At 37.0% G+C, this 16,330-nt stretch carries 15 protein-coding genes; 3 read left to right on the top strand and 12 right to left on the bottom strand.

All coding sequences use genetic code 11. From position 1 onward, the window contains the following. The first annotated feature begins 130 nt into the window (after window positions 1–130). The 3 genes from AB5M32_RS01275 (at window position 131) to zwf (ending at window position 2,962) form a co-directional block, all read left to right on the top strand. Window positions 131–523, top strand: a complete 393-nt coding sequence (locus AB5M32_RS01275; RefSeq protein WP_010738194.1) for a DUF4828 domain-containing protein — start codon at window positions 131–133, stop codon at window positions 521–523. A 247-nt stretch (window positions 524–770) separates the two neighbouring features. Then, on the top strand, window positions 771–1,418 hold the full coding sequence (locus AB5M32_RS01270) for a metal-dependent transcriptional regulator (protein WP_010719768.1): 648 nt from the start codon (window positions 771–773) through the stop codon (window positions 1,416–1,418). A gap of 14 nt (window positions 1,419–1,432) precedes the next feature. Next, window positions 1,433–2,962 (top strand): glucose-6-phosphate dehydrogenase, encoded by a 1,530-nt coding sequence (gene zwf, locus AB5M32_RS01265; RefSeq protein WP_010719769.1) that lies wholly within the window; start codon window positions 1,433–1,435, stop codon window positions 2,960–2,962. Between the two features lie 548 nt (window positions 2,963–3,510). On the opposite strand, the gene AB5M32_RS01260 is transcribed toward zwf, so the two are convergent. From AB5M32_RS01260 to murG, 12 genes are all read right to left on the bottom strand, one after another. Further along, window positions 3,511–4,035, bottom strand: a complete 525-nt coding sequence (locus AB5M32_RS01260; RefSeq protein ID WP_053766109.1) for a hypothetical protein — start codon at window positions 4,033–4,035, stop codon at window positions 3,511–3,513. A gap of 360 nt (window positions 4,036–4,395) precedes the next feature. Then, entirely contained in the window at window positions 4,396–4,791 is a 396-nt protein-coding gene (locus AB5M32_RS01255; protein WP_053766110.1) for a hypothetical protein, read from the bottom strand. A gap of 245 nt (window positions 4,792–5,036) precedes the next feature. After that, the gene (gene ileS / locus AB5M32_RS01250) at window positions 5,037–7,829 is read right to left on the bottom strand and encodes an isoleucine--tRNA ligase (protein WP_010738196.1); all 2,793 of its coding nucleotides are present in this window, start codon (window positions 7,827–7,829) and stop codon (window positions 5,037–5,039) included. Between the two features lie 258 nt (window positions 7,830–8,087). After that, window positions 8,088–8,792, bottom strand: a complete 705-nt coding sequence (locus tag AB5M32_RS01245; protein ID WP_010719771.1) for a DivIVA domain-containing protein — start codon at window positions 8,790–8,792, stop codon at window positions 8,088–8,090. A gap of 20 nt (window positions 8,793–8,812) precedes the next feature. Then, window positions 8,813–9,595, bottom strand: coding sequence for an RNA-binding protein (locus AB5M32_RS01240; protein WP_010738197.1), 783 nt, complete (start codon window positions 9,593–9,595; stop codon window positions 8,813–8,815). A gap of 35 nt (window positions 9,596–9,630) precedes the next feature. Beyond that, window positions 9,631–9,900, bottom strand: coding sequence for a YggT family protein (locus AB5M32_RS01235; protein ID WP_034686156.1), 270 nt, complete (start codon window positions 9,898–9,900; stop codon window positions 9,631–9,633). 29 nt (window positions 9,901–9,929) lie between these two features. After that, a complete protein-coding gene (locus tag AB5M32_RS01230; protein WP_010719773.1) occupies window positions 9,930–10,526 on the bottom strand; it encodes a cell division protein SepF in 597 nt (198 codons plus the stop codon). Continuing rightward, window positions 10,526–11,212 (bottom strand): YggS family pyridoxal phosphate-dependent enzyme, encoded by a 687-nt coding sequence (locus AB5M32_RS01225; RefSeq protein WP_010719774.1) that lies wholly within the window; start codon window positions 11,210–11,212, stop codon window positions 10,526–10,528. Before AB5M32_RS01225 ends, AB5M32_RS01230 begins: the two co-directional genes overlap by 1 nt. A gap of 14 nt (window positions 11,213–11,226) precedes the next feature. Beyond that, window positions 11,227–12,471: a cell division protein FtsZ gene (gene ftsZ / locus AB5M32_RS01220; protein ID WP_010719775.1), complete on the bottom strand. Its 1,245-nt coding sequence runs from the start codon at window positions 12,469–12,471 to the stop codon at window positions 11,227–11,229. 22 nt (window positions 12,472–12,493) lie between these two features. Continuing rightward, window positions 12,494–13,822 carry a cell division protein FtsA gene (ftsA, locus tag AB5M32_RS01215; protein WP_010719776.1) on the bottom strand — a complete coding sequence of 443 codons (1,329 nt, stop codon included), beginning with the start codon at window positions 13,820–13,822 and terminating at the stop codon, window positions 12,494–12,496. 153 nt (window positions 13,823–13,975) lie between these two features. Beyond that, a complete protein-coding gene (locus tag AB5M32_RS01210) occupies window positions 13,976–15,223 on the bottom strand; it encodes a cell division protein FtsQ/DivIB (protein WP_161651877.1) in 1,248 nt (415 codons plus the stop codon). A 16-nt stretch (window positions 15,224–15,239) separates the two neighbouring features. After that, window positions 15,240–16,322 (bottom strand): undecaprenyldiphospho-muramoylpentapeptide beta-N-acetylglucosaminyltransferase, encoded by a 1,083-nt coding sequence (gene murG, locus AB5M32_RS01205; RefSeq protein WP_010738199.1) that lies wholly within the window; start codon window positions 16,320–16,322, stop codon window positions 15,240–15,242. Between the last annotated feature and the right edge of the window lie 8 nt (window positions 16,323–16,330).

The raw sequence follows: 16,330 nt of genomic DNA, 5'->3' as shown, positions 1-16,330 counted from the left end.
TACCATAATTTCACAAAAAACTCTTGAAAAACCAGTCGAAAGTCCTAGAGAAATCTTTATTTTTTTTAGGTACAATGAAACTGACAGAAAATGATCGTTGGAATTAAAAGAGGTTAGGAGTGACAATCGTATGATACGTAAAAAAACACTTTATGGAATCCTTGCATTTTTTGCTATTTTATTTGGAAAATTCTTTCTGAAAAAGAAACAGCCAACCACCAAAGACTTTGATCCAACGCAATATCATGGAACCTGGACCTTTATAGATAAAAATCAACAAAAACAACAACTACTGGTCACAGAAACGTTTGATTTATCTATCAACGGTCACTCCTTAGTAACGGAATTGGTCGAACTAACTCCACAGCAACTCGTCTTGCGAGATCAATATGGTTTTTATTTGATCCTATCATACAGTGATACGACCTTTTATGATGAATCATCCGATACTTCTTATACGTTGACAAAACAAAATAGTTCCTCAAAAGAGGGTGTGACAAGAGCGGCTAACTCTGAAAAATAAGTCGAAGAATTTCCAAAAATCTCCTCCTGTTTTTGGAATTCTTCGGCTTATTTTTGATAGAGCCACTTCTTGAACGACTTTTAGAGCAAGTCCTGTATCCCAAACTCTTTTCATTCCCTTCATCATTGATTTACCTTTCTGTATTTCTTCGTTTATTTTACGTTTTTTGTCTAGAAAAATAGTCATTTGATGTTTTTTTTGATAAACTTACTAATGATGGTTTCATACCATGAAAGGATGATTAAACATGACACCAAATCGAGAAGATTACTTGAAAATCATTTTGGAATTAGGCGGAGACACGACAAAAGTAAATAATAAACAAATCGTTTCCAGTCTTGCTGTGTCCCCAGCTTCTGTTAGCGAAATGATTTCCAAACTTGTGAAAGAACAACTCGTTGAGCATTCTCCTTATCAAGGAGTTCAACTTACGGAGACTGGCTTACAAAAGGCAAGTAGTTTGATTCGCAAACATCGTTTATGGGAAGTTTTTTTAGTCGAACATTTAGATTATAGCTGGAACGAAGTCCATGATGATGCTGAGGTGTTGGAACATGTGACTTCAGAACAACTTGCTGACCATTTAGAAGACTATTTGAATCATCCTATGCACTGTCCACATGGTGGAATTATTCCTAAAAAAGAACAAGTGGTTCATGAAGAACGTAGACAAACATTAGAGTCTTATCCAGTTGGTTCTAAAGTTCGCATCGCTCGAGTGTTGGATGAAAAAGAACTATTGGACTATCTTGTGACGATTGACTTAAACATTGATGAAGAATATGAGATTGTAGATGTTGCCGCTTATGAAGGACCGATCACAATCCAAAATCAACAAAAGAAAATCCCTGTCAGCTTTAAAGCAGCCAGTACGATTTTTGTCGACAAATTATAAAGGAGTACACCCATATGGCTAATGAAAAAAATGTCTTATTTACAATCTTTGGTGGTACAGGTGATTTAGCACAACGCAAATTGTATCCTTCCTTGTTCCGCCTTTATAAAAAAGGAAATCTAGGAAAACATTTTGCAGTAATCGGTACTGCTCGTAGACCTTGGAGCGATGAACATTATCGTGAAGTGGTCGCTTCGACGATCCAGTCCTTGAATCCGACTGAAGAAGAAGCAAAAGAATTTGCTAGTCATTTCTACTATCAATCACATGATGTAAATGATTCTACCCACTACAATACTTTAAAAGACCTAGCTGACCGCTTAGATGAAACCTACCAATTAGCTGGCAATCGCATCTATTATTTAGCCATGTCTCCAGAATTTTTCGGTACGATCGTTTCTCATCTTAAATCGCAACATATCGTTACTGAAAATGGTTATAATCGCTTGATCATCGAAAAACCATTTGGTTCAGATTATCAATCTGCATTCGAGCTGAATGAAAAGATTCGTCAAGTCTTCCCTGAACAAGATATTTTTAGGATTGATCATTATTTAGGTAAAGAAATGATCCAAAATATCTCAGCAATTCGTTTTGCTAATAACATTTTTGAATCACAATGGAACAATCGCTATATCGATAATATTCAGATTACATTCGGTGAAGCTTTAGGTGTTGAAGATCGTGGTGGCTACTATGATCACAGTGGTGCTTTAAAAGATATGGTCCAAAACCACATTCTACAAGTACTAGCACTTTTAGCGATGGAACCTCCTGTCGCCTTTTCTGAAAAAGAAATTCGTGCAGAAAAAATCAAGGCACTGAAAGCTGTGCGAATCTATGAAAAATCTGAAGCATTAAAAAACTTTATCCGTGGGCAATATGCACCTGGTGAGTTAGATGGTAATACATTTAAAGGCTATCGTGAAGAAGATAAAGTAGATCCTGAATCTACTACCGAAACTTTTGTAGCTGGGAAGTTTGTCATTGACAATTTCCGCTGGTCAGGTGTTCCCTTTTATGTGCGCACTGGGAAACGTTTGACAGAAAAAGGAACTCGGATCAATATCGTCTTTAAACAAGTCCCAGTCAATGTTTTTAAAACTTCGGTCGAAGATGAACCTTGTGAAGATAGGACATTACCACCAAATGTTTTAACGATTTATATCCAACCAACGGAAGGTTTCTCTTTAACATTAAATGGAAAAGAGGTTGGACAAGGGTTTAACACTGAATTTAGAAGATTAGAGTACCGCAATAGCGCTGAAATGGTTGAAAACAGTCCTGAAGCTTATGAGAAGCTGCTTTTAGATGCTTTAAAAGGTGATGGTACAAACTTTTCACATTGGGAAGAAGTTGCTCAATCTTGGCATATCGTCGATGTCATTCGTAAAGCTTGGGATCAAGTGGAACCTGACTTCCCTAATTATAAAGCTGGAACAATGGGACCAGAAGCTGCATTTGAATTGCTGGAAAAAGATGGGTTTGAATGGATCTGGCAACCAGATGGCTGGTACCGTGATCGTGGAAAGCTAGAAGACTAGCTGTGTGTAACGTTTAAAAGTAAAAATTTACTAATATTAGAGGGGGAAATCAATAATCATTGATTTCCCCCTCTTTCCTATATGTATTCGTTTAAATTTTTATTTTTACGTAGGAATAACTTACGGTGCAGCAAACGCTAAACACTTCCGATGTATTTCTTGAAAACTGTTATATCTTTTAAAAGAACGTTTGAACCTGAGCACTTCCAACTTTTTTATAGGAACATTCACAATAAAATTTCAAGGAAGCTCTCTATGTTTGAAACAATTATTACTTATTACCTTGGATTTCGTGCTTTGAATATAGAGTTTGATTAAGTCAAACTATAGCTAATATGAAAAATTAAATAAGGAAAGATTCTGAGTCAAAATAGATTATCTATATTTTAAGGATAATAAATAAACAATTAATCAGGCGTTTAGAATCGTTTTTTCATTTAAATAGTATGCATTTTTCTAGTCTTCTAGCACATACTTGGGCAATAAAAATTATTAAAAAATTTCGAACAGAACATGTTCCGTTCGAATTATGTATACGGTCAATGAAGTTACTGATTATACCAATATTGATATCGATAATTTTGGTAAACAAACACTCTGCCATGTTTAAAGTTACTATCAGCAGAAATAATAGTGAATAATCCCGATAATAACCAACCTGCTCCTCCAGGTATTATTTTTCCTAATGCACCAATACCAAATGTTTTGATAGCATTTAATGTATTTTTAGTAAGATATACTTTAAAATTTCCTGAACTTATTTTACCTTCTATCTTATTTACGCCATTAGATCTAGGTACTTTCAATACTGGAATAGCTTGAGATTCTTTTACAGAGTTGTAAACATCAGCATCAGTAAATGTAATTGAGAAATCGTCACCAATCACTTCTACATCAACATTAGGATTTTGTTGGGCTTGTTTTAATAGTTCTGCTATTTTGTTTGAGTTTTTTCCATCTTTTATCTCCAATACATTCTCTGAAGCATCTACATTGAGTAGAGTTATAAAACAAGGAATTAATAATACTATCGAACAAAAATATACCCAGATTTTTCTTACTGCCTTTTTCATAAAAATTCCTCCTAAGTTAAATAAAGATAAGTAATGATAATAAACAAAAGCAAAAAGAAAATTACAATAAGTGGTTCCATCCAAACTTTATCTGATTTTATAAATATATTTTTTTTACTTTTCTTTATTCCCCAACCATATTCATTTGGAATAAATAGTTCTAAAGAAAAGCCAATTGCTAATAACACTATTGATAAATAAGTATGATTTTTAATTAATGAGTAAATAAATGTAAAATAAAGTAACAGCTGTATTACCTTAACAACCCTAACAGAATTAATTGTTCTCAACCTCAATATATTGGCACCTTTCTCAAGCTTAATAGCTATATTTATTTAATTATACTTATTTTTGTTGCTACTATGCTCTAAACAATAAACCAGTATATTGATAGTATGCACCAATGTGAGTACCATTTTTATACCGACCTGTCCAGTTTACATATCCTTGATATTTTTTCCCATTTTTGTATTTCACTTGCCAAATCTTTGTCATACTTGGAATCCAGCGACTTGTACCATGTGGCTTATTTTGCATATAGACATAATCGTTAAAATTCATCGTATCAACACCACGTTGTAGACTAATCTCTGTAATATTACTATGTAAATCAGTACTAGAATTATCGAAATAATTATTGCCAGTAAAGTAATTATTGTTTTCACTAGCAAAAATAGTTTCACCTAAAATACCCATTGAACAAGAAGCAAATACTAACAATGACACGAGTAAGTATTTTACTAAATTTTTTGACATAATTTTCACCTCCTTCTATAAATTTGTGAAATAGTCTACTAACCTAGTTTAACATTTAATTTTTTGTTAATTGCTTTTTTTCATAAAATGTTGTTTTGAACTCAAAACTGTTTAAAATTTAATTAGCTCCTTTTTCAATAGAATAAATGTTATTAGAGAATAAAAAAACATCAAAGCTAGTAATTCTTACTAACTTTGATGTTTTTTAGATAACTTTCCTTTAGTCACCAAACATGACCAAATTTTTATTCAAATCCTTCTGCCACTGCTTCTGGATAGTTTTCTTCAACGATGTGCGCACAGCGTCCACATAAGTGTGGTAATTTTTCATCAACGCCTACGTCTTTGCGGATTTGACGACAACGATCGCATGTTTGTCCGTCAGCTTTTTCTACTAAAATGGCTACGTCATCAAATTTCACCGCAGCTTCTGGTACTTCTGCGTTAGCTGACATCACTTCATAGTAATCTGGTGACACGATCAACAATTGTGGAATATCCGCATCCACAGCTGTCAGCAATCCACGAACTTGTTCATTTGGATAGATCGTCAACTTCGCTTCCAAAGATTTACCGATCAATTTATTGTTTCGTGCTTCTTCTAAAGCTTTTAACACTTTATCACGGAAGTCCATAAATGCTGCCCAAGTATCCATCAATTCTTCTTGATTTGGATACTCTTGGTAACCTGGAAGTTCACTTAATTGAACAAACTCTTCTTCTTCTTTTAAGAAAGACCAAATTTCTTCTGCAGTATGTGGAATAATCGGTGTTAATAATTTTGTTAAAGCTACTGCTGTTTGATAAAACACAGTTTGCATGCAACGGCGTTGGTAATCATTTTCTGATTCGATATAAACAACATCTTTAGCAAAATCCAGATAGAACGCAGATAGATCTACTGTTAAAAAGTTCATTACGGTACGATAGATGTGCATGAAGTTATATTTCTCATATCCTTCTTCACGAATTTCTTTAATCACTTCGTTCAATCGGATAGTCATATATTTATCTACTGAACGTAATTCTTCAAATGAAATCGTATCTTTTTGTGGATCGAAGTCTTCAGTATTTGCAATCAAGAAGCGCATCGTATTTCTGATTTTGCGGTAAACTTCTGCTACTTGACTTAAAATGTCCATGGATACACGTACATCTGCTTCATAATCCACACTAGCTACCCACAAACGTAAGATATCCGCACCAAATTGTTTGATCACTTTATCTGGCAAGATCGTGTTACCTAACGACTTACTCATCTTACGCCCTTCGCCATCCAGAGTGAACCCTTGAGAAAGGACAGATTTATACGGTGCAACCCCATTGATTGCCACACTTGTAGTAATACTTGAATTGAACCAGCCACGGTATTGATCAGAACCTTCTAGATACATATCAGCTGGGAATGATAGTTCTGGACGTTGACGTAAGACTGCTTCGTGAGAAGAACCTGAATCAAACCAAACATCCATGATATCTGTCTCTTTCGTAAACTGTCCATTCGGTGATCCTGGATGCGTAAAGCCTTCTGGAAGAAGATCTTTCGCTTCTTTCTCAAACCAAATGATTGAACCATGTTCAGCAAACAATTGCGCTACGTGTTCAATCGTTTCCGGCGTAATGATTGCTTCCCCATTTTCAGCGTAAAAGATTGGCAATGGCACACCCCATGCACGTTGACGTGAAATAACCCAGTCGCCACGATCACGGATCATATTATAAAGACGTGTTTTCCCCCAAGGAATGATCCAATCTACTTTCTCTACTTCCTCTAAAATATTTTGTCGGAAATCGTCGATTGATGCAAACCATTGTGGTGTAGCACGATAAATCACAGGTTTTTTTGTACGCCAGTCATGAGGATAACTATGCGTAAAGAAGTCAAGTTTTAATAAAGCACCTTTTTCTTGTAACAAATCAGTAATCATTGGATTCGCTTTGTCGTAAAAGACCCCTTCAAATCCTGGTGCTTCTTCTGTATAAACCCCTTTTGAATCTACTGGAGAAACTACTGGCAATTTATATCTGTTTCCTGCAATATAGTCATCTTCCCCGTGACCTGGTGCTGTATGGACTAATCCAGTACCAGCGTCTAAAGTTACATGGTCACCTAAGATGACTAATGATTCCCGCTCATAAAACGGATGCCAAGCAGTCATGTATTCCATTTCCTGACCAGCAATCTCTTTCAACACCTGAACATCAGACCAACCGATTTCAGTTTGAACTTTTTCTAATAAATCTTTTGCAACGACAAATTTACGTCCATCTGCTTCGATTAAAACGTACGTATAAGTTGGATTTACTGCAATCCCTTGGTTTGCTGGTAATGTCCATGGCGTAGTTGTCCAAATAACGAAAGCTGTATCTTCATCTAACAACCCTTTGCCATCTTTCACATTGAAAGCCACAAAGATAGAAGGAGACTTCACATCTTTATATTCGATTTCTGCTTCAGCAAGTGAAGATTCACTTGACGGAGACCAATAGATTGGTTTCAATCCTTTATAGATATAGCCTTTTTCAGCCATTTTACCGAAAACACGGATTTGTGCCGCTTCGTAAGAAGGATCCAACGTGACATATGGATGCTCCCAATCGCCTGCCACTCCTAGTCGTTTGAAATCTTCTCGTTGTTTGTCGACTTGTGAAAGGGCATATTCACGACATTTTTCTAAGTACTCTGACATTGTCATTTCTTTTCGTTTGATCCCTTTATTGGCTAATACTTGTTCAATCGGTAAACCGTGAGTATCCCAACCTGGAACATAAGGTGCACGAAATCCTGACATTGATTTTGAACGGATAATGATATCTTTACTGATTTTATTTAATGAATGTCCTAAATGGATATTTCCATTTGCATAAGGAGGTCCATCATGTAAGATGAAACTTGGCTTTCCTTCATTTAATTCTTGTCTTTTTTGATAAATTTTATTTTCTTCCCATTCTTTTTGCCAATCCGCTTCACGATTAGGCAAATTACCACGCATTGGGAATTTTGTTTTACCTAGTTGTAAGGTTTCTTTCATTTTCATAAACCAGTTACGCTCCTTCTTTCATCATTTTAAAGAACACAAAAAAGCATGTTCATCCAAAGGGACGAACATGCCGTGGTACCACCCAAATTCAGTTACATAATCATGTAACTCTTAAAAACCAATAACGAGGTCAACCGTTGTTTCTTACTCCTATTTCAGAAACAATTTTCGTAGAGGATCTTTCACTTTGCAGGGTCTTGCCGAACTTCCACTATCATCGGCTCGCTGAAAAGAATGACAAAATGCTTTTCTGTTCTACTCTTCGTCATCACCAGGAATGATCGAAATATCGATCGCCTGTGTATCAAATGCAGTCATTGGTGCTTCCATGATGCCTGTGTCTGAGTTTACATCAGTTTGATTTTCATTGTCAAGTTGTTTTGCTAAAACTTCTTTGATCACTTCATGACTATCTGACACATAGCTTGAGAAAGGTTGTAAAATTTCATCCCATTCTGGACTTTTTACTTGTTCTAATTGAGATTCTAACATCAAGCTGATTCGTTGGTGGAAAACTCGTGTTTTTTTCTTTAAGTCTTCTGTTTCAACTGCTAGCTGTTTTGCTTTTTCAGTTGCATCTGTTAGGATTTGTCTTGCTTTTTCTTCCGCATCTGTCGTTAATTGGTGCGCACGTTTTTCAGCCGTAGCCACTAATTCATCCGCTTTGTTTTGAGCAGATGTCACGATTACTTCGGACTCTTTACTTGCACTTGTTTTAACTTTATCCGCTGTGTCTTGAGCAACGATGATTGACTGATTCAATGCATCTTTTAGTTCATTGAAATATTCTAATTTTTCTTCTGAATGTTTCACTGCTTTTTCAAGTTCACGGTTTCGTTGCGTGATTTCTTCATAGTCACGAACAACTAAATCTAAGAAATCATCTACTTCGTCTTGATTGTATCCCCGCATTTTTGTGGGGAATGTTTTGTTTTGGATATCTAATGGAGTTAAAGCCATGTGTAAACCACCTTTTTGTTTTATTTACGTAATACACCAAATAATACCCTGTATTTTTCTTTTTTGGTTTTTCCTTCAAGTTCTTGAATTTGGATTCGACCAAATCCTCTGATCGAAACGATATCTAATAACTCAAGTAAAAAATCAGGGCGTGTATTTTCTGTCCAATTTACTTTTACTTTTCCAGACTCAATCAGCTGCTTCGAACGCTGTCTGGAAATATTATAAATCTCCGAGATCACGCTGTCTAGTCTCAATGAAGTCACTGTACCTCTTTCTTGTGTCCAACCATCTTTTGGCACAAGTAATTCCGTATACTTGATTGGCTCCATCCGAACAGAGACTTTGCCGATTTTTGTTACTTGCGTTGCTACAAACTGTTCAACTTCTCTTGCAATGAACACTTGCCAGCGATCACCATCAGAAATGATATCACCAAAGTAAGCTCGTTTGATACCTGTACCAACCAATGTACCTAATACTTTTCCATGAGTCAAACTAGCAAACTTACTCGGATAATGGATTTCATAAAGTGACACCTCAAAATCTTCGTCAGTAGGCTCATAATAGTCAGGAAAAATCAAACATCGCTTCCGTTCTGCTTGCTCATAACCGCCATAAAATGAAAAGTGTAATTCACTATCTTGACGGATCAGCGTCTCTAGTATATAGGATTGTCTTGGATCAAGAAAGTCAGTAAGATAAGGTGCATATTGCCCTTGTACCTGTTCGATCCAATCACCTACTGAATCGATGAAAGAACGTTCATCTGCACGGAAATGCTGATAAACATTAGCGTCCATATTTTCCCCTCCTATCAGCTACTCCTTTGATCATTTTAATAAATTGCCATGACTATCCATAAAACGATATGTTGAAGACCTTGTACTGCTAAGTTTAAAATCAAGATCGCAGCTAGAATCGTAAAATCAATTCCACCAAATCGAAGTGGAAGCCGATCAAATAACTGGATATACGGTTCACAGATTTTTGCTAAAAAGCGACCAATCCCTGATTGATATCCTCCTGGAAACCAGGATAAAAGTGCATAAACCATTAACAAAAGACTGTAAAAGTAGGCTGCTCGTCCCAGCAGATTAAGTAATATAAAAATAATATAAATTGTCGTTCCTCCTCTTATAGGTCAAATAGGTTCACGTCTGCAAAAGATTGTGCTGTTGAACTATCGATTTCCATTCCAGTTGGCGTGCATAGAAAAATCTCGTCACCTACTCGCTTAATGTCACCATCTAATGCATAGACAGTGCCAGTTAAAAAATCAACGATTCTTCTCGCTTGTTTTTCTTCTACTAAATGGAAATTTACTAATGTTGCTTCACCAGCAATGATTCGTTTGGCAATAGCCATTGCTTCAGAATAAGCTCGTGGTTCCATGACCGTAATTTTTCCAGCTAAATTTGTTTTAGGTGTAAAAGAAGTTTTTGCTGTTTCTTCTTTACGTGTTTTTTTAGCTGGTGTTTGATGTAATTCAATCACTTTTTTTGTTTCATTTGCCGCTACACTTTCACGAGCAACAGGACGTGTTGTTTGTTGCGCACGTGGCTTTGAGACAGCTCTTGGCTGGCTCATTTGAGATTGTGTTGGCTGTATTGGTTTCTTTTTTGTTGTAGGCTGTGCTACAGCCGGCTTAGATGTTTCAGGATACTCCTCGTACTCTTCCTCATCAGCTAATCCGAAAAAATTAGCAATCGCACCTCTATTTAAAAGTGGCATTATTGTTCCTCCTCGTCTTTGAATAGCGCTGTTCCTACACGGATGAATGTGGCACCTTCTTCGATTGCCAGTTGAAAGTCCTGACTCATTCCCATGCTTAATTCCGTACATGGTGCATGCGAAAAACCTTTCGAATGAACAAGATCACGCAATTCTTTCAGCGTTCCAAATACTTTGCGAATTTGTTTAGCAGAAGCCTCTTTAGGTGCCATCGTCATTAAACCAACAACTTTTATTTTAGACAAAGCAACTAAAGATTCGATAAAAGGAACCAGCTCTTCTGGCGAAAAACCATGTTTGGATGCTTCACCAGATACATTCACTTCCACAAAACAATCGAGGGGTTTTGTTGCCCTTTTTTGTATTTCTTCTGCTAATTTCAAACTGTCTAATGCGTGAAAGCAATCAATTTCATTTATAATCAATTTTACCTTTCTACGCTGCAAATTACCAATTAAATGCCACTTTACATCAGGATAATTAACTAAATCTTGTTTTTTTTGTAACAATTTATCTACGCGGTTTTCTGCGCAGTTTTTTACACCCTGTTCAATCAATTTTTCTGCCGTAGCAGAATCCACTGATTTGGTGACAGCGACTAGTGTGACTTCTTTCGGATCACGATGAACAAGAGCACACGAGTCCTGAATCTCTTGCTCGATTTTTAGCAAGTTGTCAGCAATCATGTGCTCTTCCTCCTTTATTTTTTACGACGGAAAAATGGTGGTGTACTTAATTCATCGTCACCTTTTGCTTTTGTTTCTTCACGATTGAATGTATCAAATTCTTTTTTTTCGATAGGTTCAAAATTTGTTTCTTCAACTCTAGGACGGACATTTTGTTCACGTCTGATGTCCCAGTCACCAAAACTGCTATTTTCTTCTTCAGCAGAGATTGGTTTTGCTTGATCCATATCTAAAACTGTTTTTTGAGTAGATGATTGCATTTGTGTTTGTCTAGCCGGACGACTAGACTTGCGTTCCTTTTTTGATTCGTCGATACCCGTTGCAATAACCGTTACACGGATTTCATCGCCCATTTCTTCATTGATTGATGTACCTAGAATGATGTTAACATCGCCTGTAGCAGCATTTGCTACGATATCTGAAGCATCTTGAGCTTCAAATAAAGTCATGTCTAATCCACCAGTGATGTTAAGCAAGACTTGCTCAGCTCCATCGATTGATGTTTCAAGAAGTGGAGAAGAAATAGCTTTCTTCGTCGCTTCGATCACACGTTCTTCACCGCTTGCTACACCGATACCCATTAACGCTGTTCCTTGGTTTTCCATAACAGTTTTCACATCAGCAAAGTCAAGGTTAACGTAACCTGGGGCTGTAATCAAATCTGAGATCCCTTGAACCCCTTGACGTAATACATTATCAGCTTCACGGAAAGCTTCTAACATTGGTGTTTTCTTGTCAACTACTTCAAGAAGACGGTTGTTTGAGATAATCAATAATGTATCGACGTTTTCTTTCAAACGTGCGATACCTTCAGCAGCAAATCTGCCACGTTTTGGTCCTTCAAAAGTGAATGGTCGAGTTACGACACCGACAGTTAAAGCACCAAGTTCTTTAGCAATTCCTGCTACGATTGGAGCAGCACCTGTACCAGTTCCGCCTCCCATACCTGCAGTAATGAAAATCATGTCAGCGCCATCTAAGGCTTCGCGTAAAGCTTGTTCACTTTCTTCGGCAGCTTTTTGACCAACTTCTGGTTGAGAGCCTGCACCTAGTCCGCGTGTATATTTAGGTCCTAATTGGATAACTGTTTCAGCTTTTGAATTTTTCAATGCTTGGACATCTGTGTTGGCAGTGATGAACTCAACACCTTTTACATTTTCTTCAATCATACGGTTAACAGCATTTCCACCGCCGCCACCGACACCGATGACTTTGATTACTGCGCCGTCATTGATATTATTATCAATTGAGAATTCCATATTTTATTCCTCCCAGGATGAATTAATCAAAAATTTTTGAAAAGAAACCTTTAATTTTAGTTGTTACATCTTCGTCTGATTTCTTTTGTTCAGGTTCGTCGTAGACCGTTTCTTCTGGAACATCATAGCTATCATTATCATATGATGTCACTTCTTGTTCTACAGTTGTGTGATGCGCGACCACTGTTTCACCTGTCACAGCAATTTTAGCCAATTGATAGACTTCACTCAAGTTAGCTGAGTAATCCACGATGCTGATCACATTAGTAAAGACTGGATTACGAAGTCCCATTTGGTTAGGTACATATAGCTTCACATTCACACCAAAAATCTCTTGTGCCAGATCAACAACACCTGGAAGGCTTGCAGCACCACCAGTTAGTACGATACCACCAGGTAACTCTAGTGCTTCGATTTGGTCTAACGCTTCTTTGGCTTTATTGAAAATCTGTTCCATACGGGCTGAAATCACTTCTGATAAATAGCGTTCATCCACTTTGACAGGTTCAGATTGACCGATCACATCTACTGGAAACTCTTCATTTGCAGAAGTACGTTCTGGATAAGCATCCCCATAATTGATTTTTAACGCTTCAGCATTATTGAATGACGTATTCAACACAATCGAGATATCTTTTGTGACGAACTCGCCACCTTCTTGATCTAGACTAGTGAACTTCAATTGTTTGTCATGCATAACAGCTGTTGTTGTTTGTCCACCGCCCATATCAATCACGATCGTTCCAAAATCTTTTTCTCCATCTGAAAGGATTGTTTCTGTTAAAGCTAATGGTGTAATGACTAATTCATTGACAACCAATCCTGCATTTTCTACACATTTACGGATATTATGAACAATCGTCTTTGGCCCAGTAAATAACAAGCCATACATTTCTAATCTGACACCGATCATTCCACGAGGATCTTTGATTCCTTCGAATCCATCAACGGTAAAGTCTTGTGGCAAAATTGATACGATTTGACGTTCAGGAGGAATTGAACGAACAAGGGCAGCTGAAGCCACGTTTCTGACATCTTCATCGGTGATTTCTTTCGAATCCCCGTTTACTGCAATCATTCCTTGGCAATTTTCCACTTCAAGCAAGTTTGCTGGTAGACCAACACTAACCCCTTTGATCTGTATCCCTGCTTTTTCTTCTGCTTGTCTTACTGCTCGTTGTATCGCTTGGACCGTTTTATCGATATCAACGATAATGCCGCGGTTAATCCCTTCTGATTTTGCGTTTCCTACTCCAATAATATTCATTTGGCTGTCGATATATTCAGCCACGACAACTTTGACAGATGTCGTTCCAATATCAAGGCCTACATACATTCCTGTTTTTGCCATGAACGGGATTCCCTCCTACTTACTATTCCATATACAAGCGAACAACTAACGTCCGTTTTTAAATATACTTTAATAGATATATTCACTGCCTTCAATTCTACCATAAATTACCGGTTTTTAGAAAGTAGATTATCACTTTTTAAAGCTGTTTTATTAATTTTCGGTTAAATCTGAAGACGATGAACTTGAATTGTCATCGATTTGGCTAGATTCACTTGTATTCTCTGACTGACCTGCTTGATTTGACTCAACTGATTCCGAAGATTGGTCTGACTGATCACTTGATGCTCCCGATTGTCCTGTGAGATTTTCGGTAGAACTTGTCTGCGCAGATGGATCTGTTGCTCCGCCATTCTCCTTCTTGCTTTCACTGTAAGGATAAGAGAAAATCCCTACCTCCATATCAATGACGCCCTTTTCCTTCATCTCTTTAGCGACTTGTGGATAATATTTCATTTGACTGGCTAGATTTTGAATATTGACGATCACTTGGTTCCCATCATTCATATTTAGTTGGATCAAATTTTTATTGCTCTCTTTTGGTGTATATTTGATTTCTGAAATTGCTTTTTGTAATTCTGAAGTTAATTGATTATATTCTTTAACCAATTGACTAATTTTGGCGTTATCTGTGAAATTCTCTAGAATTGGTAAATTCTTAGTCGGATTTGCTACTTTTTCCTTTAAGACTTTCCCATTTTCGATTACAGGAAAATATTCGCCGTCCTTCATCACTAAAGCAATCTCTTTGTATTCTTTGATAGCCAACTCAAAAGTATTGATTGACTTAAAATGCAATTGTGCGCTCTCTACTCTTGGTTGTTCTTTTTTCAATGTATCAAGATATTGGTTTTTATGGAAATACTGACTCCAAACATTTCCATCAATTGCCAAATGAGAGTCGGCAATGGCTGTTTGACTCGTAATCATTTGGTTCCCTGAAACTGTTATCCCTTGCAGTCGACTATAAGGGGAAACATAATAAATCAAAAAAATCAGTGGGATCGTTAGGATTGAAATAATAAAAGTCAGTCTTCGATAAAGAACTTTATTTCGTTGATTTTTCAGATTCGGTAGCCGATTTAAAAAAGAGCCATTATAAGGACTACCAATTTTTGGTTGTTCAATTTTTTCAAATGGCTCAGAGTCTCCTTTTTTCATTGGATCAGAAGCGGTTGCTTCTTGCTTCTCACCTTCCGCTGAGTCTGCTTCTTTAGTAGCGGAAGTGGATGCTGCCGGCTCATTTGTATTTTCATTTTTTTCTTCTTTTTGCTCTTCTTTTTGTTCTTCCTTTTTTTCGTGTTCTGCCAAATATTTCCGGTTGGCCTTTTGCCAAGGAGTTAGATTTTGTTCACCCTCAGATTCATTTGGCAGCTTGTCTGGCTTTTTTTTCTTACTCACTAAGACCACACCACCTTTATTTTTGAATTAATGATTTTACTAGCTCGTACATTCTTTCTGATGCGTCTGGGATTCCTTGCTGTTTAGAAGCTAAAGACATTTGTTTTTGTAATTGATCATTGGTCATGATCTCTTCAATCGCTTGTTTTAGGGAACGTCCATCTAATTCGTCATCTTTGATCATCTTCGCTGCATTGTTTTTGACTAAGCTCATTGCATTTTTTGTCTGATGGTCATTCGTCACATAAGGACTTGGAATTAGAATAGCTGGCAAACCTAAAGCTGTTAATTCAGCAATCGAAGTCGCACCTGCTCTACCAACCAATAGATCGCTTGATGCCATTACTTCTGCCATTTTATTGATATAAGGCTGTATGCTGACATTGGCACAAGCAGGAACTTTCGTTTGGATATCTTTATAATAGCGTTCGCCTGAGGCATACAGAACCTGGTATTCCTGATCGAACGACATTAAAAATTCTGTCACTGCCTGATTGATTTTTAAAGCCCCTTGACTACCACCAAAAATCAAGACTGTTTTTTTCTCTGGATCAAGTCCATAAGTGGCTAAAATTTTCGATTTATCCATATCCGCCACTTCTTGCGCCCGAGGATTACCGATCAAAGACGATTTTTCTGCAGGAAAAAATGGAGCAGCATCTTCAAAAGAAAGTGCGATTCGATCCACATAGCGACTTAAAAATTTATTGGTGATGCCAGGCACACTATTTTGTTCATGGATGATCGTAGGAATCGCTAATTTAGATGCCGCATAGACTACTGCACCCGACACGTAGCCCCCAGTCCCAATCACCACATCTGGTTTAAATTCTTTTAAAATTTTTTTTGCTTCTCGAATACTTTTTAAAAAAAGTTGGATAGTCTTCAGATTATGTAGCGAAAGTTTCCGCTGAAATCCTTGTATTTCTAGCGTACGAAAAGGCATCCCGGTCTCAGGAACAATCTTATTTTCTAAGCCTCTTTGCGCTCCAACGTACATAAACTCAGTATTCGGCTCTTTTGTTTTTACATAATTGACGAAGGCTAGTGCTGGATAAATATGCCCGCCAGTTCCGCCACCAGTAACCAAAATTTTCATTCATTCTC

The sequence above is a fragment of the Enterococcus sp. C57 genome (assembly GCF_040887305.1).
In the GTDB taxonomy this organism is placed as follows: domain Bacteria; phylum Bacillota; class Bacilli; order Lactobacillales; family Enterococcaceae; genus Enterococcus_B; species Enterococcus_B hirae.
This window is presented reverse-complemented; position numbering and strand designations above follow the sequence as displayed.

Coding starts and splice junctions, on each gene's coding strand:
- AB5M32_RS01275 (WP_010738194.1), top strand. CDS start 131: ATGATACGTAAAAAAACACTTTATGGAATCCTTGCATTTTTTGCTATT.
- AB5M32_RS01270 (WP_010719768.1), top strand. CDS start 771: ATGACACCAAATCGAGAAGATTACTTGAAAATCATTTTGGAATTAGGC.
- zwf (WP_010719769.1), top strand. CDS start 1,433: ATGGCTAATGAAAAAAATGTCTTATTTACAATCTTTGGTGGTACAGGT.
- AB5M32_RS01260 (WP_053766109.1), bottom strand. CDS start 4,035: ATGAAAAAGGCAGTAAGAAAAATCTGGGTATATTTTTGTTCGATAGTA.
- AB5M32_RS01255 (WP_053766110.1), bottom strand. CDS start 4,791: ATGTCAAAAAATTTAGTAAAATACTTACTCGTGTCATTGTTAGTATTT.
- ileS (WP_010738196.1), bottom strand. CDS start 7,829: ATGAAAATGAAAGAAACCTTACAACTAGGTAAAACAAAATTCCCAATG.
- AB5M32_RS01245 (WP_010719771.1), bottom strand. CDS start 8,792: ATGGCTTTAACTCCATTAGATATCCAAAACAAAACATTCCCCACAAAA.
- AB5M32_RS01240 (WP_010738197.1), bottom strand. CDS start 9,595: ATGGACGCTAATGTTTATCAGCATTTCCGTGCAGATGAACGTTCTTTC.
- AB5M32_RS01230 (WP_010719773.1), bottom strand. CDS start 10,526: ATGCCACTTTTAAATAGAGGTGCGATTGCTAATTTTTTCGGATTAGCT.
- AB5M32_RS01225 (WP_010719774.1), bottom strand. CDS start 11,212: ATGATTGCTGACAACTTGCTAAAAATCGAGCAAGAGATTCAGGACTCG.
- ftsZ (WP_010719775.1), bottom strand. CDS start 12,471: ATGGAATTCTCAATTGATAATAATATCAATGACGGCGCAGTAATCAAA.
- ftsA (WP_010719776.1), bottom strand. CDS start 13,822: ATGGCAAAAACAGGAATGTATGTAGGCCTTGATATTGGAACGACATCT.
- murG (WP_010738199.1), bottom strand. CDS start 16,322: ATGAAAATTTTGGTTACTGGTGGCGGAACTGGCGGGCATATTTATCCA.